The sequence below is a fragment of the Betaproteobacteria bacterium genome (genome assembly GCA_009377585.1).
GTDB lineage: Bacteria > Pseudomonadota > Gammaproteobacteria > Burkholderiales > WYBJ01 > WYBJ01.
In genome coordinates this window covers 18,776-39,902 of record WHTS01000017.1, presented here as the reverse complement: position 1 = coordinate 39,902, position 21,127 = coordinate 18,776, and the positions used below count along the sequence as shown (strand labels likewise).

Genomic DNA, 21,127 nt, shown 5'->3' with positions numbered 1-21,127 from the left:
TCAGCTCGGCCGTCGGCTCGGCAATTCAGCCGCTGCGGCGAACAAAGGCCAACGCCACGCCACAGTGTCCCGGCCAGCAGTCGGCCGCGCCGTGCAGCAACACGACCAGAGGCTCGGACTCGACAAGCGGGACTAGACCACCTGGCCCAGCTTGAAGATCGGCAGGTACATGGCCACCACCATGCCGCCGATCAGCGTACCGAGCACCACCATGATGATCGGCTCCATCAGGCTTTGCAGCGCTTCGACCGCGTCGTCGACTTCGGCTTCGTAGAAGTCCGCGACCTTGGACAGCATCGCGTCGAGCGAGCCCGCTTCCTCGCCAATCGACACCATCTGCACGACCATGTTCGGAAACACGTCCGCGTTCTGCATGGCGACGGTGAGGCTCGTGCCGGTCGAGATCTCGGTCTGGACCTTCTTGGTCGCGGCGAAGTATTCGTAGTTACCGGCCGCACCGGCCACCGAATCGAGCGCCTCCACCAACGGCACGCCGGCTGCGAACATGGTCGCCAGCGTACGCGTCCAGCGCGCGATCGCGCTCTTGCGAATCAGTTCGCCGAAGATGGGGATGCGCAGGAACAGCCGGTCCATGACGATCTGCATCTTGGTGGATCGTCGCCAGGTCCAGAAGAAGGCCCAGATGGCACCGCCGATGCCGGCCGCCATGACGAACCAGTACTCGACGAAGAAATCCGAGATGGCGATCACGATCAGCGTCGGCGCCGGCAGATCGGCGCCGAAGCTCGCAAACACGCTCTTGAACGCGGGAATGACGAAGATCATGATCACCGCGGTGATGACGATGGCCACCACGATGACCGCAATCGGATAGAACAGCGCCGATTTGATCTTGTTCTTGATGGCGAGGATCTTTTCCTTGTAGGTCGCAAGCCGGTCGAGCACGGTGTCGAGAATACCGGCCTGCTCGCCCGCACCCACCAGGTTCACGTACAGGGCGTCGAAATACAGCGGGTGCTTGGAGAACGCCTGCTTCAAGCTGGAGCCGGTCTCGACCTCGGTCTTCACGTCGATCAGCAGGCGCTGGACCGCCGGGTTGGAATGCCCCTTGGAGACGATATCGAACGCTTGCAGCAGCGGCACTCCGGACTTCATCATGGTCGCGAGCTGGCGCGTGAAGAAGGTGATGTCCTTGTCGGAGACCGAGCCGCCGCGCCGGATCGATTGCTTGCGCACCCGCACCACCTTGACGCCCTGGCGGCGCAGCGTTGCGGTGACCTGAGCTTGCCCACCGGCGCGCATTTCGCCGCGCACGGTTTTTCCGGCCTTGTCCTGGCCGACCCAGGAGAACGTCGCCTCCCGCACATCTTTTCGTGGTGCCGCGGCCGTTGCCGTTGCCATAGACGCTCCCCGCTCTGCCTGGCCTTCTGCCCAGCTTTTTCAATGATGCCCTGCACACAGCCGCCTTGTAAAGCGAAGAAGTCAGACCTTAGCTTCGCTATTCAAGAGCTCATTTTCCTTGCGTCGCGGATAGATACGGACGGCTTTTACGACTTTTTCCTGGGTCTGGACAATTTCCAGCGGATAGCCGTCGATCAGCACCGTCGTGCCGGGCTCGGGAATGTCCTGCAAGGCCTCGAGAATGAGTCCGTTCAAGGTCTTCGGTCCATCCAGCGGCAGGGTGAGATTCAACTTTCGGTTCAGCTCGCGCAGCGGCACGCTCGCCTCGACCAGCGTGCTGCCGTCCGGCTGGCGATGGATGAGCCCGCTTACCAGCGGCGAATGGGTGGTGAACTCGCCGATGATCTCCTCCAGGATGTCGTCGATGGTGACCAGCCCCATCAGCTCGCCGTACTCGTCGACCACCAATCCCAGCCGGTCGTGGTTTTCCTGGAATTGCTGCAATTGCGTCAACAGCGGGGTTCCGGCAGGGATGAAGTAGGGCTCGCGCAGCACCGATTCGAGATCCTCGACGTGCAGCTGGTCGAACCTCTTGCCCAGGTTCAGGACCGAGCGCACGTGCAATATCCCGGCAACCTCGTCCAGTTGACCGCGATAGGCGGGCAGCCGGGTGTGATAGCAGGTCGCGATCTGGCGCTGGATAGCGGCCAACGGGTCGGCGAGATCGATCGCTTCGATGTGGCTGCGCGGGGTCATGACGTCGTCGACGGTTATCGACTCCAGCTCGAACAGGTTGAGCAGAATGCTCTTGTGCTTGTTCGGAATGTAGCGGCTGGACTCCAGCACCAGGGTGCGCAGCTCTTCCAGGGTCAGTTTGCTTTCCGCCTCGGACGGGCGTTCCGGCAGCCTGGCGAGCCTGAGCAGCCCGCGCACGAAGAAATTGGTGAAGCCGACGAACGGATACGTCAGCTTGAGCAAGGGTGCCAGGACGAACGAGGCCGGCAGCGCAATCCGCTCCGGATAGGTCGCGCCAACGACCTTGGGCGTAATCTCGCTGAATACCAGGATCAGGAACGTTATGGCTGCGGTGCCGAGTGCCAGGGCAAGCTTGTTCTCGCCGAACAGGTGCACGGTCACGATCGTGGCGAGCATGGCCGCTGCGGCGTTGACCAGGTTGTTGAAGAGCAGGATCACCCCCAACAGCCGGTCGGTGCGATTGAGAAGGTCCTGTGTGAGCTTGGCGCCGGGTCGGCCGGTCTCCACCAGGTGCTTCAGCCGATAGCGGTTGAGCGCCATCATGCTGGTCTCGGCGATGGAGAAGGAGCCTGAAACGATGAGCAGCACGATCAGGGCGATAACGATCGTGCCTAGAGGGAAAGGGTCCAAACGGGTTAGTGCTGTCGGGGGACCGAAGGCAGTATGGCGGCCAGACCCGGCCAGCGTCAAGCCGTGCGCTGCAGCACGACTTCCAGCACGAAGCGGCTGCCGAAGTAGGCCAGAATCAGCGTCAGGAACCCCGCGAGCGTCCAGCGCATGGCGACACGTCCGCGCCAGCCGTACCGCCGCCGGCCCCACAGCAGCGCGCCGAAAAGCGCCCACGAAATCACGCCGAACACGGTCTTGTGATTGGGACTCAGGGGTTTACCGAACACTTCCTCGGAGAAGACGATGCCCGAGGCAAGGCTCAGGGTGAGCAGCACGAAGCCGGCGCCGATCAATTGAAACAGGATGTGCTCCATCGTGAGCAGCGGCGGCAGGCGCGTCAGCGCGGATCGCAGCTGCCCGCCATGCAGGCGCTTTTCCAGCACCGCCATCAGCAGCACGTGGAGCGAGGCGATGGTGAAAAAGCCGTAGGCCAGCATGGAAATGAGCAGGTGCGCCTTGAAGGCCAGCAACTGCGTGTTGGGTAGTGCCCGTGCGCCCGGCGCGGCCAGCGGCAGCAGACAGCCGATGGCGGCGATGGGCATCACCAGCGCCTGCAAGCCCTCCACGCGGTAGACGAAACTGCCGAGCCAGTAGATCAGGACCGATAGCCACACGATGAGCGAGGCGGCATTGCCTAGGCCGAGCCGGACTTCGGGACCCGCCAGGGTCGATTGGTAGAGCAGCACGGCATGCAGCGCGAGCGGCACAAGCACCGCGATCTGCTCCCAAAGACCCGGCCTCAAGGACTTCTCGGCAGCAGCCGGGATGGGACTCGCCCAGCGCGTGCGCCAGAAGTAAGCCGCCAGCGCGCCGTAAACGAGCGCCGTCGCAAGGTAGGCTAAAATCGACGGCGTCATCCTTCGCTTCGCGTCGTTTCCGGGGCGGGGTCCATTCGAATCTCGAGTCGCTGCGCCGTGTTGCCGTGTCTATCTGGCGCGCGCGCAGAGCAAGGCATTATACGGCTCGTCCTTTCTTGATCGTTCCGCGACCATGTTCGATGCATTGACCAGCCGGCTCACCGGCGTTCTCAAGTCCTTGCGCGGCGAGGCTCGCCTCACCGAGTCCAATGTGCAGGAGGCCATGCGCGAAGTGCGCATGGCGCTGCTCGAAGCCGACGTGGCGTTGCCGGTGGTGCGCGACTTCATTGCGCGGGTGCGCGAGAAGGCGCTCGGACAGGATGTGCTGACCAGCTTGACGCCGGGGCAGGCGGTGGTCGGTATCGTCCACCGCGAGCTGGTCGAGCTGATGGGCACAGAGAGCGTGGGGCTCGATCTCGCGGTCAAGCCACCGGCGATCATCCTCATGGCCGGCCTGCAAGGCTCGGGCAAGACCACGTCGAGCGGAAAGCTCGCCAAGCTGCTGCAGGAGCAGGTGCGCAAGAAGGTGCTGCTGGCCAGCGCGGACGTGTACCGCCCGGCCGCGATCGAGCAGTTGCGCACGCTGGCGCAGCAGGTGGAAGCCGATTTCTACGAAGCCCCCGGGGGCCAAGCGCCGGTCGAGATCGCACGCGGCGCGGTCGCCTACGCGCGCACGCATTTCCACGACATCGTGATCGTCGATACGGCCGGACGGCTCACGATCGACCAGGAGATGATGGACGAGATTCGGGCGCTCCATGCCGCGCTCGATCCGGCCGAGACCCTGTTCGTGGTCGACTCGATGCAGGGCCAGGATGCCGTCAATACGGCCAAGGCGTTCGCCGAGGCCCTGCCGCTGACCGGGATCGTGCTCACCAAGCTCGACGGCGACGCGCGCGGCGGGGCGGCGCTGTCGGTGCGCAATATTACCGGCAAGCCGATCAAGTTCGCCGGCGTGGGCGAGAAGCTGAACGGTTTGGAGGCATTTCACCCCGACCGCATGGCCTCGCGCATTCTGGGCATGGGCGACGTGCTTTCGCTGGTGGAGGAAGCCCAGCGCACCGTCGATCGGGCCGATGCCGAGAAGCTGGCGAAGAAGGTCAAGACCGGCAAGGGCTTCGACCTGGAAGACTTCAAGGCGCAAATCGGGCAGATGCGCAAGATGGGCGGCGTGAGCTCGCTCATGGACAAGCTTCCGGCGCAGTTCGCGCAGGCTGCGCAGGGCGCGCAAATGGACGAGAAGACCGTGCGGCGCATCGAGGGCATCATCAATTCGATGACGCCGCAGGAGCGTGCCAAGCCGGAGCTGATCAAGGCCTCGCGCAAGCGGCGCATCGCGGCCGGCGCCGGGGCGAGCGTGCAGGAAGTCAACCGCCTGCTCAATCAGTTCGAGCAGGCGCAAAAGCTCATGAAGATGATGGCCAAGGGCGGTATGACGAAGATGATGCGCAATTTTCGCGGCATGCTGCCCGGTATGCGCTGAGCAGCACCCACGCCGATCGCCGGTCGCCACCGACGCGCAGGCGTTTGCCCGCACGTGCCGGTCGTGTCGACAGGCGCGGGCCGGGCGGCCGCGCAGGCTCGATCCGGCTCTCCGCTTGCCCCCTGCGTGGCTCGCCACGCAATCACGAAGAGCGCGCCGGCAAAGCCGTTAATCGAGCCTGAAACCTTGCTGGCGCACGAAGCCGCCGAAGTTCGCGCGCTCTTCCACCGCATACTGCCGCGCCTTGTCCGCCGACCAGCCGTAGAACTGCGCCTTGCCGAAGCGCTGCGGATCGCGCTGCCGGGCGTACGGCTGCACCGCGTGGCGGCGCGCATCGTACTGCGCGATCTGCTCCTGCAACTGCGCCTCGTCGTAGCGATCGGTATGCAGCGTGACCGACAGCGGCAGCCGCGGGGTGATGCGATTGCCGCGCGCCGGGTAGCCCACGCACAGGCCGGCGAAGGGGAAGACCCACTGCGGCAGCCCAAGCACCTCGGATACCTTGTCGGCGTGGTTGCGCACGTGGCTCACCGGGCAGCAACCGAGCCCTGCGGCCTCGGCCGCCTGGACGAACGCGCCCATGATCATCGCCGCGTCACAGGCGGCATTGAAGAACTGATCCAGATGATCGTTCGGGAAGGGCGTGCCGTGCCATTGCGACATCAGGCGAAGCCGCCGGTTGTTGCCGCAGAAGACGAGAAACACCGGCGCATCCATGATCCAGTCCATGTCGTCGATGGTCGCGACAATGGCCTCGCGCCTGGCCGAATCGGCGACGTGGACGATGTCGGTCTGCTGCAGGTCGCTTTTCGAGGGCGCCGATAGCGCAGCGGCGCAGAGCAAACGCAACAATTCAGGGGTCACTGCCCGCTCGGTCCACTTGCGATGCGTGCAGTGCTCCAGCATGCGGGCGATCTCGCCCACTCCCGTTATGCCGGACGTGTCAGCGCCCACTTCAATGCGCTCGCCGAAGCGCTTTTCGACTGCTGCGGCGATCCTTCCCATCCATTCATTGCTGCCGCTCATGCAATGCCTTCCTTCGTTGTCGGATCATCCAGCGTCGTCGAGCTCGACCACCTGCTTGCCGAGCTTATCGCCTCGGAGCATGGCGATGAAGGCCTTGGGCGCGCTCGGCAGGCCGTGTGCGACGGTTTCGTGATAACGCAATGTCCCTTCGCGCACCCAGCCGGTGAGCTCCGCGGTTGCCCTGGGCCAAAGGTCCATGTGATCGGAAACGATGTAGCCGCGCAGCAGCACGCGGTTCACCAGCAGCGAGCGCAGATTGCGCACCCCATACGGCTCGGTCAGGTTGTACTGCGAGACCTGGCCGCAGAGCGCGATGCGCGCGAACGGGTTGAGCAATTCGAGCACGGCATCGAGGATCGAGCCCCCGACATTCTCGAAATAAACATCGATGCCTTTGGCCGCAGCGGCCCTCAAGCGTCCGGACAGATCCGGCTCTCGATAGTCGACGCAGGCATCGAACCCCAGTTCCTTCTCGACCTGGCGGCATTTCTGCGCGCCGCCCGCGATGCCGATGCTCGAGCAGCCGCGGATGCGGCCGATCTGCCCGGCGACGCTCCCAACCGCCCCGGAGGCCGCGGACACCACCAGCGTCTGTCCGGGCGAACCAGGGCCGATGAGCTCGAGCCCCACCCAGGCCGTGATGCCCGGCATCCCGAGCACGCCGAGGTACGCGGACAGCGGCGCGACCGGGTTTTCGATCCGACGCAGGCGCGTCGCCGGCGCGACGCCGTAAAGCTGCCAGCCGAGCGGTCCCGTGACGGTGTCTCCTGCGGCCAGCAGCGGCGAGCGCGAAGCCACCACCTCGCCGATCGTTCCGCCCACCATCACCTCGCCCACGCCGACGCTGGGCGCATAGGACGGCGCGTCGCTCATTCGCATGCGCATGTACGGGTCGAGCGAGAGATACCGGTTGCGCACGAGGGCTTCTCCTTCCTGCGGTTCGGGCGCCTCGCTCTCGACCAGGCGGAAGTCGCTCTCCTGGACCCAGCCGTGGGGCCGGTGCGCAAGCACGATCTGACGGTTCTTCATGGCGTTCGCTCCGCAAAAGAGGCTCGCTGGGGCTCGCGTGCAAAGGGGTCGCGGCTCGCTCCGATCCGGACGAGGGTGGCCGCTTCGGCAGGCGCCGTCAAGCGATCGCGGTTGGCCGGCGCGGGAAAGTCCGCTAGAATCACGCCCTTTCTTTTCTGGCAGGGCGAGAACGCTCATGGTGGTGATTCGACTGGCTCGCGGCGGGGCCAAGAAGCGGCCGTTCTACAACGTGGTGGTCGCCGATTCGCGCCGGGCGCGTGACGGCCGTTATGTCGAGCGCATCGGCTATTACAACCCGATGGCCGCTCAGAGCGAAGAGAAGCTTCGCATCGCGCTGGATCGCGTGGCTTATTGGCAGGGGCATGGCGCGCAACTCAGCGACACCGTGCGTCGGCTGGTGCGCCAGGCCGGTGAGTCGAAGCAGGCAGCCTGACACCTACGTGATCATGGGGCGCATCGTCGCCCCGTTCGGCGTACGCGGCTGGATCAAGGTGCGGCCACAGACCGAAAGCGTGGAAGGTCTGCTGGTCTATCGAACATGGTGGCTCGCGGCGCAGGGCGAATGGCAGCCGCATCGGGTGCTGGAAGGCCGGGTTCACGGCACGGACCTGATAGCCCGTCTGGAAGGCGTCGAGGATCGCGACCGGGCGGCGCAACTGCGGGGCTCGCGCATCGCAGTGCCACGTTCGGAGCTGCCGCCCGCGCCCGAGGGCGAGTACTACTGGTCCGATCTGATCGGGCTGAGCGTACTGAACCGCGAGGGTGTGCAATTGGGTCGGGTGGCCGAAATTTTCGCGACCGGCGCGAACGATGTGCTGGTGGTGCGCGGCGAGCGGGAACGGTTGATCCCGTTCATCGAAGCGGTGGTCGTCAAGGTGGACATCGAAGCTGCTCTGCTGACGTTGGACTGGGACGCGGACTACTGATGCCCGGAGATGCCCATGTTCCAGTTCGACATCGTCACCTTGTTTCCGGCCATGCTGGAGGCGTTGACCGCATGGGGGATCACCGGGCGGGCGCGCGATAGGCGCTGCTACGAGGTCGTGGCATGGAATCCGCGGGATTTCACGACGGATGCCTATCGGACCGTGGACGATCGGCCCTACGGCGGCGGGCCCGGCATGGTGATGCTGGCCGAACCGCTGGAGAAAGCCATTGCGGCCGCGCGCCAGCGGCAGGCGAGCAGTGGTGTGGCCGCCAGCCGCGTGGTCTACCTCTCGCCGCAGGGCCGGTTGCTGGATCACGCACTGGTGCGCGAGCTGGCAGCGCTCGATGGGCTGGTGCTGTTGGCGGGGCGCTACGAAGGCGTGGACGAGCGGCTGTTGCAGCGCGCGATCGACATCGAAATCTCGATCGGCGATTACGTGCTCTCGGGTGGCGAATTGCCGGCCATGGTGCTGATGGATACGATCATTCGCCAGCTGCCCGGCACGTTGGGCGATCCGGAATCGGCGCTGCAGGACTCGTTCGTGAACGGGCTGCTCGATTGCCAGCACTACACGCGGCCCGAGATTTACCAGGGCCAGCGGGTGCCCGAGGTGCTGCTGTCGGGCCATCATGCCGTGATCGAGCGCTGGCGCATGAAGCAGGCGCTGGGTCGTACACGGCAGCGGCGGCCGGATCTGTTGGCGCGGTTGGAATTGACCGAGATGCAGGCACGGTTGCTGGACGAATTCGAACAGGAACAGCAGGCGGCCGTATCGGTCGCCTGACGAAGCGGCCAAATTGAACAAACATTCCGGGCAAGGAGCGAACAGCATGAACCTCATCGAGCAACTCGAACGCGAAGAGATAACGCGTCTCGGCAAGACCATTCCTTCGTTCGCCCCGGGCGACACCGTGGTCGTGAACGTAAACGTCGTGGAGGGCGAGCGCAGGCGAGTCCAGGCGTACGAAGGCGTGGTGATCGCCAAGCGCAACCGAGGCCTGAGCTCGTCGTTCATCGTGCGCAAGGTCTCTTCCGGCGAAGGTGTGGAGCGCACCTTCCAGACGTATTCACCGCTGATTGCCAGCATCGACGTCAAGCGCCGCGGCGAAGTGCGGCGCGCGAAGCTCTATTACCTGCGCGAGCGTTCCGGCAAGTCGGCGCGGATCCGCGAAAAGCTCAATGTTCAGCGCGAAGTCGAAAGCCCCCCACCGGCCGAGGAGCCGGCAGCGCCCGCTGCCGACGCACCGGCCGCCGGTTAGCGAGCACCGGCTCACCAAGGGCGACCCAGGTCGCCCTTTTTGTTGCCGTGCACCCGCGCGCTCCCGCTGCTGGCTAGCCGCTACGTCGCGCGCATGAGCACGGTTTGCCGTCTTGGCCTGATGCTGCTCGCGGCAGTCCTTTCGGCAACAGCCTGGGCGCAGGTTTCCCACATCGAAGACGTGCGCGCCATAGCGGCTGCCGGCGCCGTCGAGCTCGCGCTGGAGCGCGTCGAGCGCAGCCAGCCGTCCCGGAGCTCCGATCCCGGCTGGGCCGAGTGGGAGTTGGCGCGCCTCGATCTTCTGTCCCGCAGGCAGCGCTATGCCGATGTCCTGGCGCGAGTGAAGACGCACGCCCCGGATGCCCGGGACTCGCAGCCGCGCGCTTCCTTGCTCAACGTGGCGGCAGGCGCGGCCGTCGCTCTCGGCCGCTTCGAGCAAGCGCGCGGCTTGCTCGTCCAGGCCTTCGTCCACGCCGAAAAAATGAGCGCCGGAGATTATCGCGCCGCGCGTCTCACGGCGATCGACGCCTATCTGGGCGAAGGACGGGCCGACCCAGCCTATCTCGCCATGCTGCGCTTTCGCCAGGATTTCGCTCCGTTGCAACCGGCCGAGGTCGAACGCTTCGTCGCCGGACTGCTTGGCGCCGGCCGTGCCGACGAAGCCGCCCAATGGCTGGCGCAGCTCGACCCGGACTCGCCCGCTGGGGCGATGCTGCGGCTTCGCGCCGGGTTGATACAGCCTGCCGCGGCTGTGGCGCAGGCGCGGGCGCTGCTCGCCAAGGGCGCGACCGAGCCCGGCTGGGCGCTCCTGTCCGCGGCCGGACGCGCGGCTGCCGACCCCGAAATCGAGCTCGAAGTGCTGGAAGGCCGGCTCAATGTGTTCGCCATTACTGCGTCCTCGCAGGCGGATTCGGTCGCGGCATTGTGGAAGGCATACGTGCAAGTCGCGGAACGCGCCGCCAACGCCGCGCAGCTGCTGGCGGGCGACGACGCGCATTGGGCGCAAGCGGCCAGCCGCATGCGACCGAAGCGGCCCCGTATCGCGCGCGCGCTGACGGCATCGCTCGTTGTGAATGCGCGCACGCCCGGGGCGCGCGTCCGGGCGCAGTCGCAGCTGCTCGCCTGGCTGCGGGATGCGGGGCTGGCCCGCACCGCTTGGCGTCTGTTTTCCGATGCGAACCGGTTTCCTGTGGCGCAAATGGACTCGCAAGTGCGCTTCGAGCTGGGCATGCTCGCCGCCGAGGTGGGCGAAGCCGCGTCTGGCATTCGCTACTGGCAAGGGTTGCCGCCGATGGACGGCATGAGCCCAAGCCAATGGCAGGTACGAAATCTCGCGCTTCTGCTGCAAGCGGGAATGATCCCGCAAGCGCTGAGCCTTGCCGCCGGCGCGTTGGAAGCGAAGCCGCGGCTGGATGCCGAGAGCGTGCGCCGGATTACGCTCGCTGCTTCGGATGCCCTGGACTTCGGCCATGCCGAGGCGGCCCGGATCGTGTTCCAGGGACTCCTGGCGCACGTCGACGATGTGCAACAACGCGCCGCTGTTCTCACCGGGCTCGCGCGCGCACACGAGTCCGGCGGCGATCCGCGCGCCGCGGCCGAGGCGTACCTGCTCGCGGCCGTCTCAGCCAAGGATCCCCATGATCCGGCCGCGCTCGCGGCGCGTGAGGCCGCGGGCGCCAATCTCCTGCGCGCCGGCTTGCGTGCCGATGCCCGCGCCGTATTCGAATGGATTGCGCGTAACGCCCGCTCGGCCGAAGCGAGGCAGGCCGCCGAACGCAGGCTCTCGCGGCTTTGAGCGCGCCGGGCGCCGCGCGCGTGGCGTCCGCTACTGCTTCACGAGGTCGCTCACGTACTCATGCGCGGTGGTATCGACCAGGCTGTAGCGCAGCTCGACGGGCCGGTCGTGATAGGTGTAGGCAATGCGCGCGATGCGAAGCAGCGGCGTTGCATCGGGCACCGCCAGCAGGCGGGCGCTCTCCGGGTCGGCCAGGGTGGCGCCCAGGCGCTCCGAGATGCGAATCACGCTGATACCGTAGCGCGCCTGGTACAGGCCGTAGATGGTTCCGTCCCGTCCACCGAAGCCCGCTCGATCGAGGCCCGGAACGAGCTGCGTGGCAATGATGATGTCGTCGATGACTACGGGGTCGCCCGCCAGGCGCAGCAGGTTTCGTATGCGCAGGACCCGCTCGCCGCGAGCGATCGCGAGCCTGGCTGCCTCGTCGGCGTCCGCGCGCCCGCGGCTGAAGGCGAGCAGCTCGATCTCTGGCGTTTCCTTGCGGCCATCGCGGCCCGCGATGTGGAAGAAGTAGAACAGCGTCCGGTCGGGCGTGTGCGCGGCGACGAAGGTCCCGCGTCCCTGCTGGCGCAGGAGGATCTTCTCGGCCACCAGCTCGTCGATCGCCTTGCGTACAGTGCCGAGCGAAACGCCGAAGCGCTCGGCCAGGCGTGACTCGCTCGGAATCGCCTGGCCTGGACGCCATTCGCTCGCCATGAGACCCTGCGTGAGGCGCAGCTTCACGCCCTTGTACAGCGGCTGGCCGCCGGGTTTACCGGCGAGCAGCCGGGCTTCGTTGGCGATGTTCATGGTGACGGCTATGGTAGCACCGCGGGGCGCGAGGTCATATAGGTCATCTAGTTGACTTCGATCGAGGCGCTGGCTACCATCGCAAGCGTCCGCTTTGCAAAGGCTTCGAAGCCGGAACGCGCAATCCAGCGTTCGTCCGCCTCCTGCGGCCCGCCTGCCGCTTGCGCTACCAAGGAGCAACGATGATTCATTTCCTGGTTCACGATAAGAAGGACAGCGTCGGTGTCGTCGTGGTCGAGAATGTCAAAGCCGGACAGGAGCTCGCCGGCTGGGTGATGGAGGGCGACTCGACCGTGCACGTCAAGGCCCTGAACGACATCCCGATCGGCCACAAAGTCGCCACGCAGCCGATCAAGAACGGCGACACGGTCATCAAGTACGGTCATGACATCGGCAAAGCGGTGGCCGACATGAAGGTGGGCGAGCACTGCCACGTCCACAATCTCAAGACCAAGCGCTGGTAGCAACCCGCGGCTCGCTGCCAAGCGCGAGCCCCATCGAGCGAGGCTTAAGCCATGATATCGAGCAAGACGACTTTCCGCGGCTACCGGCGCGAAAACGGCCGCGTGGGCGTACGCAACCACGTCATCATCCTGCCGGTCGACGATCTGTCGAATGCGGCCTGCGAAGCGGTGGCCCACAACATCAAGGGCACGCTGGCTATTCCGCACCCCTACGGCCGGCTGCAGTTCGGCGCCGACCTGGAGCTGCATTTCCGCACCCTGATCGGTGCGGGCTGCAATCCGAACGTCGCCGCGGTGGTCGTGATCGGCATCGAAGACGGCTGGATGCAGCGCGTCGTCGAGGGCATCGCCAAGACCGGCAAGCCGGTGACCGGTTTCGGCATCGAGCTGCACGGCGACCACGACACGATCTTCCGCGCCTCCAAGGTGGCCAAGGAATACGTGCAGTGGGCGTCCGAATTGCGGCGCGAGGACTGCCCCATCGGCGAGCTGTGGGTGTCGACCAAGTGCGGCGAGTCCGATACGACCTCCGGTTGCGGCTCCAATCCGACCGTGGGCAATGCGTTCGACAAGCTCGATCCGCTGGGCGTGACGATGTGCTTCGGCGAGACCACCGAGATCACCGGCGGCGAGTTGATCGTCGCCAGCCGCTGCGCCACGCCGGCAGTGCGCGAGCGCTTCATGTACATGTTCGACCGCTACCAGGAAGTGATCGAGCGGCACAAGACGAGTGATCTGTCCGACTCCCAGCCCACCAAGGGCAATATCGCCGGTGGCTTGACCACGATCGAGGAGAAGGCGCTCGGCAACATCCAGAAGATCGGCCACAAGTGCAAGGTGATCGGTGTGCTCGACAAGGCCGAGGAGCCAACCGGCCCGGGCCTGTGGTTCATGGATTCGTCGTCCGCGGCCGCCGAGATGGTGACGCTGGTGGCCGCCGCGGGCTACGTGGTGCATTTCTTCCCGACCGGGCAGGGCAACGTGATCGGCAACCCGATCCTCCCGGTCATCAAGCTCTCCGCGAATCCGCGCACCTGCCGCACGATGAGCGAGCACATCGACCTCGACGTCTCCGGGCTGCTGCAGCGGGAGAAGAACATGGACCAGTGCGGCGACGAATTGCTCGAGATCATGCTGCGCACCTGCAACGGGCGCTTGACGTGCGCCGAAGCGCTCGGACATCGGGAGTTCGTGTTGACCCGGCTGTACGAAAGCGCCTAGGGATTGCGCGGCGGGTGATCGCGTCGTCCTTGCATCCCGGCGGTGCGACCGGGCTCGGGTTTGCATGACATGAGCACTCTCAAGGTCAGGGTCTGGCGAGGACGCGAACAAGGCGCCTTCCAGGATTTCGAAGTGCCGCGGCTCGAGAGCCAGACGGTTCTCGACGTCGTCACGCACGTCCAGCGCGCGCTCGATCCCACGCTGTCGTATCGCTTCGCCTGCCGTGTCGGCATGTGCGGCTCGTGCGCAATGAGCGTAAACGGCCGCGCACGCTGGACCTGTCGCACGCACGTCGACCAGGTGATCGAGGACGACACGCTGGAGATCGCTCCGCTGAAGAATCTGCCGGTCATCAAGGATCTGGTGACCGACATGAGCACGTTCTTCGACAAGTGGGCTCGGGCGCGCGGACAGTTCCAGTCGACCGCGACGCGCAAGGACGACTTCGCGCGCGTGAAACCCGATTCGAAGGAACGTGAACAGGTCGACGCCGGAATCGAATGCATCGGCTGCGGTGTGTGTTACGCCTCGTGCGACGTGGTCGCCTGGAATCCCGAATATCTCGGACCCGCCGCGCTGAATCGGGCCTGGACGCTGGTGAACGACGTGCGCGATAGTGCCCGCGACGAGCGCCTGGCCGCGGTGGCGGGCGACGCCGGTTGCCACGCATGCCATACCCACATGAGCTGCACCGAGCGCTGTCCGAAGAAGATTTCGCCGACCGCGGCGATCGCGGGCTTGAAACGAGCGACCTTGGGCGCCTTGCTCAAGGGGCGCATCTGATCGCCATGGCGCGCCTGGCCGCAGCCGACGCGTTCCCGACCCGACGTCCATGATTGCGCGCTCGCAGGCCTATCTGTGGGCGGCGCAACGCATCAGCGCGATGGTGCTCGCGCTTTGCGTGGCAGTGCACCTGGTGACGCTGATCTACGCGGTTCGCGGCGGCCTGAGCGCCGCGGAGATCCTGGAGCGCACCCGCGGCAGCTTCACCTGGGGCGCGTTCTACGCGATCTTCGTGATTGCGGTCGCGGTGCATGCGCCGATCGGACTGCGCGCGATCCTGAACGAATGGTTCGCCCTGCGCGGGCGCAAGCTCGACGTTATCGTCGCGATCATCGCGCTGGTGCTGGTCGCCCTGGGCTTGCGCGCGGTGTGGGCGGTGGTGGCATGAAAAGCGACTGGCGCGCACGCGCCCACCCCGCCTGGTGGGCGTTCCTGGTGCATCGCATATCGGGGCTGCTACTGGCGCTGTTTTTGCCGGTGCACTTCCTTACGCTGGCTACCGCATTGAAGGGTGAGGCCGGGCTGCAGTCGGCGCTCGCCTGGACCGAGCAGCCGCTCGTCAAGGCGGGCGAGGTTTTGCTGGTGGTGCTCCTCGCCGCCCACATGGCCGGCGGCATCCGGCTGCTCATGCTCGAATTCCTGCCGTGGTGCGATTGGCAAAAAAGTCTGCTGGCGGTGGCGGCCGGCCTGACCGTCGTGGCGGGCGGAGCGTTTCTGATGAACCTCGTCTAGCGGCGTGGTCCGCAACCAACGAACGCAAGGGAGAGCGCGTTGGCGGTCAAACCGAATCTGCTGGTGATCCTGATCGACGACCTGCGCTACGACGAGTTCGGCGCGGGCGGCCACCCGTACATGCGCACGCCGCACATCGATCGCATCGCGCACGAGGGGGCCATCCTCGAGCGCGCCTTCCACACCACGCCGATCTGCTCGCCCAACCGGGCCTCGATCCTGAGCGGCCAGTATGCGAGCCGGCACGGCATCATCGACAACGTCGCGCGCGACCTGGCGAGCCACCGCCTGCCCAATTATCACCTCGAGCTGCAGCGCCTGGGCTACGAGACCGCGCACATCGGCAAATGGCACATGGGCAACGACGGCAAGCCCCGTCCCGGCTACGACCACTGGGTCGCGTTCGACGGCCATGGGCGGCTGAACGATCCGCTGCTCAACGTCAATGGCAAGTACGTGCAGCATCGTGGCTACGTGACCGACATCATGAACGAGATGGCGGTCGAGTTCGTCGAACGCAAGCACGCAAAGCCCTGGTCGCTGTTCTTCGCCCACAAGGCGGTGCACCCGGATGCGGAGCAGGCCGCCGACGGCTCGTTCGCGATGGAAGGCTACCGCGTTGCCGAGCGCCACCAGGATCTCTATCGCGACTGCGTCTTTCCGCGCAAGCCCAACATGCTGAGCGCGGCCGAGGTGGTGAAGTCGAAGCCCGCTTGGCGCGAAGCGTTCGAGCTGAAGCGCTCGGAGAAGTCACGCGCGATGCTCGCTGCGATCCACTCCGGCGAGCAGGAGGAGATCCGGTTGCGAGCACGCATGATGGCCGCGGTCGACGAAGGCGTCGGCATGCTGCTCGAGGCGCTGGAGCGCAAGGGCGAGCTCGACAACACCTGCATCGTCTTCCTCGGCGACAACGGCTATTTCTTCGGCGAACACGGGCTCGGTCCCGAACGCCGATTCCCTTACGAGGAGGGCATCCGCGCGCCCTTCATCGCCCGCTTCCCTCGCCGCATCAAGGCGGGTACGCGGGTGGGCGATCTCGTCCTGTGCCAGGATATCGCGCCCACGTTGATTCAGCTCGCGGGCGGCAAGCCGGGTGCCCAGGTGCAGGGCCGATCGCTGCTGCCGTTGCTCGCAGGCAAGCGCGCCGGCTGGCGCCGCTCGCTCCTGGTGGAATACTGGGCCGAGAACGCCATGCCGTGGCTGGTCGGGATGACTTACAAGTGCGTGCGCACCGAGTGCTACAAGTACATCCGCTGGGTGAACCGCGGACGCAACGGCGAGCTCGACGAACTCTACGACCTGGAGAACGATCCGTACGAGCTCGCCAATCTGAACAGGAGCCGCAACCATCGGGGCGTGCGGGACAAACTCCAGCGCGAGCTGCGCAAGCTCACGGTACAGGCGCTGGGCTTGTAAGCGGGCCGCGCCAGCATGCGGCACGGCTTGCCGGGGCGGCCGACGGACCGAAGTTGAATTACGGTGGCGATATCCAATCAAACGACGAGGAGGAACATCATGCGCATATCGAGCACGAGCGTGTTGACGGCACTTGCCCTTTTGGCTCCGGCCGTCAACGCGCAGAGCTATCCGGCGCGCCCGGTACGGATCGTGGTGCCGTTTTCACCGGGGGGAGCAACCGACATCGTCACCCGCATCGTAGCGCAGCGGCTGACCGAGGTCTGGGGGCAGACGGTCGTGGTCGACAACCGCGCGGGTGCGGCCGGCAACATCGGTGGCGATATCGTCGCCAAGGCGGCGCCCGACGGCTATACCCTGCTGATGACTTCCGGCTCGATAGTAACGGCCAACCAGCACATGTATCGCAAGATGCCGTTCAATCCCGATACCGACCTCGTCGCCATCACCAACGTTGCGAGCGGTCCGCAGATCGTAGCCGTCAATGCCAGCTTCCCTGCCAAGAGCCTCAAGGATTTCATCGCGATGGCGAAGACCAAGCCCAGGACCATGAACTTCGGTTCGGCGGGCGTGGGGACGCAGACGCATCTTGCGGCGGAGAATTTCGTCACCGCGGCCGGCATCGACGTGACGCACGTCCCCTACAAGGGCGAGGGGCCGGCCATTGCCGACCTGGTAGCGGGGCAAATCCATTTCGTGACGCCGAACCTGTCGGCCGCGATCGGCTTCGTGAAGCAGGGGAAGCTGCGCGCGCTCGCGGTGACGAGCAAGGAGCGGTCGAAGCAAGTGCCCAACGTGCCTGCGGTCGCGGAGACGCTGCCCGGATTCGAGAATCTCGGCTGGTTCGGGCTGGTGGCGCCGAAGGGCACGCCGCGCGCGGTGATCGACAAGGTATACAACGACGCCGCCAAGGTGCTGCAAGCCGCCGAGGTGCGTGCGCGCTTCGAGCAGATCGGCATGCAGCCGGTGGCCAACACGCCGGCGGCGTTCGCGCAAGCGATCAAGGAAGAGTCCGTGCGCTGGGCGAAGATCATCAAGGCACGCAATCTGTACGTCGACTGACGAAAGAAGAGGTAAGCACCGATGAACGTCGATCTGACGCAAGTCGAGGAAGCGGCCAAGGCGCTCTATATTCGCGCGCTCAAGCTGTTGCCGCCGGACATCAAGGAAGGTTTCCGGCGCCTGGACGCGGCCGAGACCGACGCGACCGGAAAGTCGGTGCTGGGCACGATGATCCGCAACATCACGGTGGCCGAGGCGAACGACAACCTGCTGTGCCAGGACACCGGCATCCCGATCTACAACGTGGTCATCGGTGCGAACGTGACGGTGGATGGTCATCGCTTGAAGGAGGCGATCGTGGCCGGATGCGCCCGCGCCACCAAGGAGCATCCGCTGCGCTCCTCGGTCGTGCACCCGGTCACGCGGAAAAACGAGCACACGTCGTGCGGCCGCTCGGTGCCGGTTATCCACATCGATTTTTCGCCCGCGCCCGATGTTCTCTCGATCGAGATGATTCCCAAGGGCAGCGGCTCGGAGAACAACTCCTGGCTCAAAATGGCGATTCCCGCCGACGGGATCGACGCCATCAAGACCTTCGTCATCGATTGCGTACTCGATGCTGGCGGCAAGACCTGCCCGCCGACGATCGTCGGCGTGGGCGTAGGTGGAACGGCTGACCTGTGCGTGCACCTGTCCAAGGTGGCGGCGACGCGGGCTCTGGGCTCGGTGTGCGAGGACCCGGAAGGCGCCGAGCTCGAACGCGGGCTGTCCGCGGTCGTGAACGAGCTGGGCGTCGGTGCGCAAGGTCTCGGCGGCGATTCGACCGCCTTCGCCGTGCACGTGGAGACCGCGGCCACGCACATCACCATGAATCCGGTGGCGGTCAACATGCAATGCCATTCGGCGCGGCGGGCGCGGGCAACCTTCACGCCGGCGGGCGTCGAATACGGCTTCTGAACGCGGTTCGACGGTCGCGAGATCGTCGCAATGTTGGCGCGCAGCGGCGAAACGGAGAGACACATGGCCCATCACGAGTTCGACATGCCGATCGACGAGCAGCAGGTGCGCGCGCTGCGCGTCAACGATACCGTGACGCTCAACGGCACGCTGTACGGCATCCGCGATGCGACCCAGATCCACATGTTCGACCGCGGCCGCAAGACCCGCTTCGACCTAAACGGGCATGCGGCCGTGCACACCGCGCCGAACGTGAAGTGGATCGGCGAAACGCAGGCCACGCCGACGGGCTACGAGCCGCTCTGCGTGGGCACGACCACGAGCGCGCGCATGGAGCGATTCACCCGCCCGCTCATGGCACAATACGGCGTGCGGATCATCATCGGCAAGGGCGGTCTGCTCGCCGAGTCGCAGAAGGCGTTTGCCGAACTGGGCGGAGCTTATCTCGCCATCATCGGCGGCGCGGCCGCGCTCGAAACCACCTGGATCGAGGCCATCGAAGACGTGGATCTGGACGACTTGAATCCCGAGTCGTTATGGAAATTCCGCGTCAAGGGCTTCGGCCCCTTGCTGGTCGCAATGGATAGCCACGGCGGCAACCTGTACACGAACGTCGCCGACTCCGCGCGCGACCGGCGCGCCAAGGTGCTCGCCGAGCTCGGCGTCGCAGCGAAGCTTTGAACCTTCGGCGCCCGGCTCCCCTCTCCCTCCGGGAGAGGGGTTGGGGGGTTCGGCCGGGGTTTGGCGAACCATGGGTCGCGCCGGCCGAACGGCATCGGCCTGCATGCCGATGCGCGCACTGCAAGTGAGGGGAAACCTGGAAGTGCGAACCGTAACGCCGTAATTCACTGGAAACAACGGATGACAATCAAATTGCGACGAACCCAAACCGACCTCCTGATCCTGGGCTCGGGCGGCGCGGGCCTGTTCGGCGCCCTGCACGCGCACAAGGCCGATCCTGCGCTGGACATCACGGTGGCGGTGAAGGGGCTGCTCGGCAAGTGCGGTTGCACCCGCATGGTCCAGGGCGGGTACAACGTCGCGCTGGCGAAGGAAGATTCGGTCGAGCGCCATTTCATGGACACGATCGAAGGCGGCAAGTGGCTGCCGCACCAGGAGCTCGCCTGGCAGTTGGTGGAAGTCGCCATCGAGCGCATCCACGAGCTGGAGAACGAGCTGGGCTGCTTCTTCGATCGCAATCCCGATGGCAGCGTGCACCAGAAGGCATTTGCCGGCCAGACCTTCGATCGCACGGTACACAAGGGCGACCTGACCGGGATCGAGATCATCAACCGCCTCGCCGAGCAGGTCTGGGCACGCAGCATACGGCGCCTGGAAGAGCATCGCGCGATCGCGCTGGTGCGCTCGAAGGACGGCAGCCGCATCGCGGGCGTGCTCATGATCGACATCCGTAGCGGCGGTTTCGTGTTCGTGCAAGCCAAAGCCGTTCTGCTCGCCACCGGCGGCGGACCGACCATGTACAAGTACCACACGCCCTCGGGCGACAAGACCTGCGACGGCATGGCGATGGCGTTGCACACGGGGCTTACCCTGCGCGACATGGAGATGGTGCAGTTCCATCCGACGGGCTTGCTGGCGGGACCGCATACGCGCATGACCGGCACCGTGCTGGAGGAAGGATTGCGCGGGTCCGGCGGCGAGCTCTGGAACGGCGCGCGCGAACGCTTCATGCACAACTACGATCCGCGCGGCGAACGCGCCACGCGCGATATCGTCTCGCGCGCGATCTTCGCAGAAATGCGCTGCGGCAACGTCACGCCCAACGGCGGCGTCTACATCTCGATGAGCCACCTCGGTCCGGAGAACGTGCGGCGCATGTTCAAAGGCATGGTCGAGCGCTGCGAGGACTGCGGCTTCGACCTGGCCGGCGGATTGGTGGAGGTCGTGCCGACCGCGCACTACATGATGGGCGGGGTGGTCTTCGGCACCGATTGCACCACCGAGCTGCCGGGCTTGTTCGCCGCCGGCGAGGATACGGGTGGGGTGCACGGGGCAAACCGCCTGGGTGGCAACGGGGTCGCGAACTCCACCGTCTATGGCGGCATCGCGGGTGATCGGATCGCGCAGTGGCTCGGCCGCCACGGCGAATTCCGCGAGCCCGACGAGAACATCATCGATGCGGCGATGGCGCGCGCGCGCCATCCGCTGACGCGCAAGCCGGGCGATCTGGCTGCGATCCGCGATACGCTCCACGAGGTCATGTGGGACGAGGTCGGCATCGTGCGCGATGCGGCGAGCCTCGCGCGCGCGTCGGAACGTCTCGATGCGCTCGAAGCGAGGTTGAACGAGACCGGCGTTGCGGATAGCGATCTTGCATTCAATCTGACCTGGCACGATTGGCTGAATCTCGAGAACCTGCTGCTCGTGAGCAAGTCGATCCGTGCCGCGGCGCAGGCGCGCGAGGATTCGCGCGGTGCGCACTTCCGTTCCGACTTCCCCAATACCGGCGATCTCGCGACCTCGCGCTTCACCTGCGTGCGCCTGACCGAGGGCAAGTTCGAGATCGATACACGCCCGGTGGAGTTCACCCGCGTGCAGCCGGGCGAGACGCTGCTGCGCGATCAGCAGGCCGCGTAGGG

General features: G+C 65.8%; 22 protein-coding genes. 16 read left to right on the top strand and 6 right to left on the bottom strand.

Annotated elements, in window-relative coordinates; all coding sequences use genetic code 11:
• Window positions 1-132 precede the first annotated feature (132 nt).
• The 3 genes from GEV05_08335 to GEV05_08325 all read right to left on the bottom strand — a co-directional run bounded on the left by GEV05_08335 (window position 133) and on the right by GEV05_08325 (window position 3,644).
• Window positions 133-1,362 carry a type II secretion system F family protein gene (locus GEV05_08335; GenBank protein MPZ43393.1) on the bottom strand — a complete coding sequence of 410 codons (1,230 nt, stop codon included), beginning with the start codon at window positions 1,360-1,362 and terminating at the stop codon, window positions 133-135.
• Window positions 1,363-1,443: 81 nt separating this feature from the next.
• On the bottom strand, window positions 1,444-2,748 hold the full coding sequence (locus tag GEV05_08330) for a DUF21 domain-containing protein (protein MPZ43392.1): 1,305 nt from the start codon (window positions 2,746-2,748) through the stop codon (window positions 1,444-1,446).
• Between the two features lie 56 nt (window positions 2,749-2,804).
• A complete protein-coding gene (locus GEV05_08325) occupies window positions 2,805-3,644 on the bottom strand; it encodes a cytochrome C biogenesis protein (protein ID MPZ43391.1) in 840 nt (279 codons plus the stop codon).
• Window positions 3,645-3,777: 133 nt separating this feature from the next.
• On the opposite strand from GEV05_08325, the gene GEV05_08320 reads away from it, so the two are divergent.
• Complete coding sequence (locus GEV05_08320) at window positions 3,778-5,127, top strand: signal recognition particle protein (GenBank protein ID MPZ43390.1); 1,350 nt, start codon at window positions 3,778-3,780, stop codon at window positions 5,125-5,127.
• A 168-nt stretch (window positions 5,128-5,295) separates the two neighbouring features.
• On the opposite strand, the gene GEV05_08315 is transcribed toward GEV05_08320, so the two are convergent.
• On the bottom strand, window positions 5,296-6,153 hold the full coding sequence (locus GEV05_08315) for an NADPH-dependent oxidoreductase (protein ID MPZ43389.1): 858 nt from the start codon (window positions 6,151-6,153) through the stop codon (window positions 5,296-5,298).
• A gap of 24 nt (window positions 6,154-6,177) precedes the next feature.
• Complete coding sequence (locus tag GEV05_08310) at window positions 6,178-7,182, bottom strand: zinc-binding dehydrogenase (GenBank protein MPZ43388.1); 1,005 nt, start codon at window positions 7,180-7,182, stop codon at window positions 6,178-6,180.
• Window positions 7,183-7,357: 175 nt separating this feature from the next.
• Between GEV05_08310 and rpsP the strand changes: the two genes are divergently transcribed.
• From rpsP to GEV05_08285, 5 genes are all read left to right on the top strand, one after another.
• Window positions 7,358-7,615: a 30S ribosomal protein S16 gene (gene rpsP, locus GEV05_08305; GenBank protein ID MPZ43387.1), complete on the top strand. Its 258-nt coding sequence runs from the start codon at window positions 7,358-7,360 to the stop codon at window positions 7,613-7,615.
• Window positions 7,545-8,108: a ribosome maturation factor RimM gene (gene rimM / locus GEV05_08300; protein MPZ43386.1), complete on the top strand. Its 564-nt coding sequence runs from the start codon at window positions 7,545-7,547 to the stop codon at window positions 8,106-8,108. The genes rpsP and rimM overlap by 71 nt, the downstream gene beginning before the upstream one ends.
• 15 nt (window positions 8,109-8,123) lie before the next feature.
• Entirely contained in the window at window positions 8,124-8,894 is a 771-nt protein-coding gene (trmD, locus tag GEV05_08295; protein MPZ43385.1) for a tRNA (guanosine(37)-N1)-methyltransferase TrmD, read from the top strand.
• Between the two features lie 46 nt (window positions 8,895-8,940).
• Window positions 8,941-9,369, top strand: coding sequence for a 50S ribosomal protein L19 (rplS, locus tag GEV05_08290; GenBank protein MPZ43384.1), 429 nt, complete (start codon window positions 8,941-8,943; stop codon window positions 9,367-9,369).
• Between the two features lie 93 nt (window positions 9,370-9,462).
• Entirely contained in the window at window positions 9,463-11,163 is a 1,701-nt protein-coding gene (locus GEV05_08285) for a hypothetical protein (GenBank protein ID MPZ43383.1), read from the top strand.
• Between the two features lie 30 nt (window positions 11,164-11,193).
• Here the strand turns inward: GEV05_08285 and GEV05_08280 are convergent, their stop codons facing one another.
• On the bottom strand, window positions 11,194-11,952 hold the full coding sequence (locus tag GEV05_08280) for a UTRA domain-containing protein (GenBank protein MPZ43382.1): 759 nt from the start codon (window positions 11,950-11,952) through the stop codon (window positions 11,194-11,196).
• Between the two features lie 182 nt (window positions 11,953-12,134).
• On the opposite strand from GEV05_08280, the gene GEV05_08275 reads away from it, so the two are divergent.
• The 10 genes from GEV05_08275 to GEV05_08230 all read left to right on the top strand — a co-directional run bounded on the left by GEV05_08275 (window position 12,135) and on the right by GEV05_08230 (window position 21,125).
• Window positions 12,135-12,416 (top strand): flagellar biosynthesis protein FlgA, encoded by a 282-nt coding sequence (locus GEV05_08275; GenBank protein ID MPZ43381.1) that lies wholly within the window; start codon window positions 12,135-12,137, stop codon window positions 12,414-12,416.
• 51 nt (window positions 12,417-12,467) lie between these two features.
• Window positions 12,468-13,637: a D-galactarate dehydratase gene (locus GEV05_08270; GenBank protein ID MPZ43380.1), complete on the top strand. Its 1,170-nt coding sequence runs from the start codon at window positions 12,468-12,470 to the stop codon at window positions 13,635-13,637.
• Window positions 13,638-13,706: 69 nt separating this feature from the next.
• Window positions 13,707-14,420, top strand: coding sequence for a succinate dehydrogenase/fumarate reductase iron-sulfur subunit (locus tag GEV05_08265; protein ID MPZ43379.1), 714 nt, complete (start codon window positions 13,707-13,709; stop codon window positions 14,418-14,420).
• A gap of 49 nt (window positions 14,421-14,469) precedes the next feature.
• Window positions 14,470-14,808 carry a succinate dehydrogenase gene (locus GEV05_08260; GenBank protein ID MPZ43378.1) on the top strand — a complete coding sequence of 113 codons (339 nt, stop codon included), beginning with the start codon at window positions 14,470-14,472 and terminating at the stop codon, window positions 14,806-14,808.
• Window positions 14,805-15,152, top strand: a complete 348-nt coding sequence (locus GEV05_08255; GenBank protein ID MPZ43377.1) for a succinate dehydrogenase — start codon at window positions 14,805-14,807, stop codon at window positions 15,150-15,152. The genes GEV05_08260 and GEV05_08255 overlap by 4 nt, the downstream gene beginning before the upstream one ends.
• Window positions 15,153-15,191: 39 nt before the next feature.
• Window positions 15,192-16,568, top strand: a complete 1,377-nt coding sequence (locus GEV05_08250) for a sulfatase-like hydrolase/transferase (GenBank protein MPZ43376.1) — start codon at window positions 15,192-15,194, stop codon at window positions 16,566-16,568.
• A 99-nt stretch (window positions 16,569-16,667) separates the two neighbouring features.
• Window positions 16,668-17,630 (top strand): tripartite tricarboxylate transporter substrate binding protein, encoded by a 963-nt coding sequence (locus GEV05_08245; GenBank protein ID MPZ43375.1) that lies wholly within the window; start codon window positions 16,668-16,670, stop codon window positions 17,628-17,630.
• Window positions 17,631-17,651: 21 nt separating this feature from the next.
• The gene (locus tag GEV05_08240; protein ID MPZ43374.1) at window positions 17,652-18,527 is read left to right on the top strand and encodes a fumarate hydratase; all 876 of its coding nucleotides are present in this window, start codon (window positions 17,652-17,654) and stop codon (window positions 18,525-18,527) included.
• Window positions 18,528-18,590: 63 nt separating this feature from the next.
• Window positions 18,591-19,208: a fumarate hydrolyase gene (locus GEV05_08235; GenBank protein ID MPZ43373.1), complete on the top strand. Its 618-nt coding sequence runs from the start codon at window positions 18,591-18,593 to the stop codon at window positions 19,206-19,208.
• Window positions 19,209-19,388: 180 nt separating this feature from the next.
• Window positions 19,389-21,125, top strand: a complete 1,737-nt coding sequence (locus GEV05_08230; GenBank protein MPZ43372.1) for an FAD-binding protein — start codon at window positions 19,389-19,391, stop codon at window positions 21,123-21,125.
• Window positions 21,126-21,127 lie beyond the last annotated feature (2 nt).

Bases quoted from the DNA above. Each gene is read 5' to 3' on its own strand.
- rimM (MPZ43386.1), top strand. From the start codon at position 7,545: ATGGCGCGCAACTCAGCGACACCGTGCGTCGGCTGGTGCGCCAGGCCG.
- GEV05_08255 (MPZ43377.1), top strand. From the start codon at position 14,805: ATGAAAAGCGACTGGCGCGCACGCGCCCACCCCGCCTGGTGGGCGTTC.
- rpsP (MPZ43387.1), top strand. From the start codon at position 7,358: ATGGTGGTGATTCGACTGGCTCGCGGCGGGGCCAAGAAGCGGCCGTTC.
- GEV05_08315 (MPZ43389.1), bottom strand. From the start codon at position 6,153: ATGAGCGGCAGCAATGAATGGATGGGAAGGATCGCCGCAGCAGTCGAA.
- GEV05_08320 (MPZ43390.1), top strand. From the start codon at position 3,778: ATGTTCGATGCATTGACCAGCCGGCTCACCGGCGTTCTCAAGTCCTTG.
- GEV05_08265 (MPZ43379.1), top strand. From the start codon at position 13,707: ATGAGCACTCTCAAGGTCAGGGTCTGGCGAGGACGCGAACAAGGCGCC.
- GEV05_08275 (MPZ43381.1), top strand. From the start codon at position 12,135: ATGATTCATTTCCTGGTTCACGATAAGAAGGACAGCGTCGGTGTCGTC.
- GEV05_08325 (MPZ43391.1), bottom strand. From the start codon at position 3,644: ATGACGCCGTCGATTTTAGCCTACCTTGCGACGGCGCTCGTTTACGGC.
- GEV05_08240 (MPZ43374.1), top strand. From the start codon at position 17,652: ATGAACGTCGATCTGACGCAAGTCGAGGAAGCGGCCAAGGCGCTCTAT.
- GEV05_08335 (MPZ43393.1), bottom strand. From the start codon at position 1,362: ATGGCAACGGCAACGGCCGCGGCACCACGAAAAGATGTGCGGGAGGCG.
- GEV05_08285 (MPZ43383.1), top strand. From the start codon at position 9,463: ATGAGCACGGTTTGCCGTCTTGGCCTGATGCTGCTCGCGGCAGTCCTT.
- GEV05_08245 (MPZ43375.1), top strand. From the start codon at position 16,668: ATGCGCATATCGAGCACGAGCGTGTTGACGGCACTTGCCCTTTTGGCT.
- GEV05_08310 (MPZ43388.1), bottom strand. From the start codon at position 7,182: ATGAAGAACCGTCAGATCGTGCTTGCGCACCGGCCCCACGGCTGGGTC.
- GEV05_08260 (MPZ43378.1), top strand. From the start codon at position 14,470: ATGATTGCGCGCTCGCAGGCCTATCTGTGGGCGGCGCAACGCATCAGC.
- GEV05_08235 (MPZ43373.1), top strand. From the start codon at position 18,591: ATGGCCCATCACGAGTTCGACATGCCGATCGACGAGCAGCAGGTGCGC.
- GEV05_08270 (MPZ43380.1), top strand. From the start codon at position 12,468: ATGATATCGAGCAAGACGACTTTCCGCGGCTACCGGCGCGAAAACGGC.
- trmD (MPZ43385.1), top strand. From the start codon at position 8,124: ATGTTCCAGTTCGACATCGTCACCTTGTTTCCGGCCATGCTGGAGGCG.
- rplS (MPZ43384.1), top strand. From the start codon at position 8,941: ATGAACCTCATCGAGCAACTCGAACGCGAAGAGATAACGCGTCTCGGC.
- GEV05_08280 (MPZ43382.1), bottom strand. From the start codon at position 11,952: ATGAACATCGCCAACGAAGCCCGGCTGCTCGCCGGTAAACCCGGCGGC.
- GEV05_08230 (MPZ43372.1), top strand. From the start codon at position 19,389: ATGACAATCAAATTGCGACGAACCCAAACCGACCTCCTGATCCTGGGC.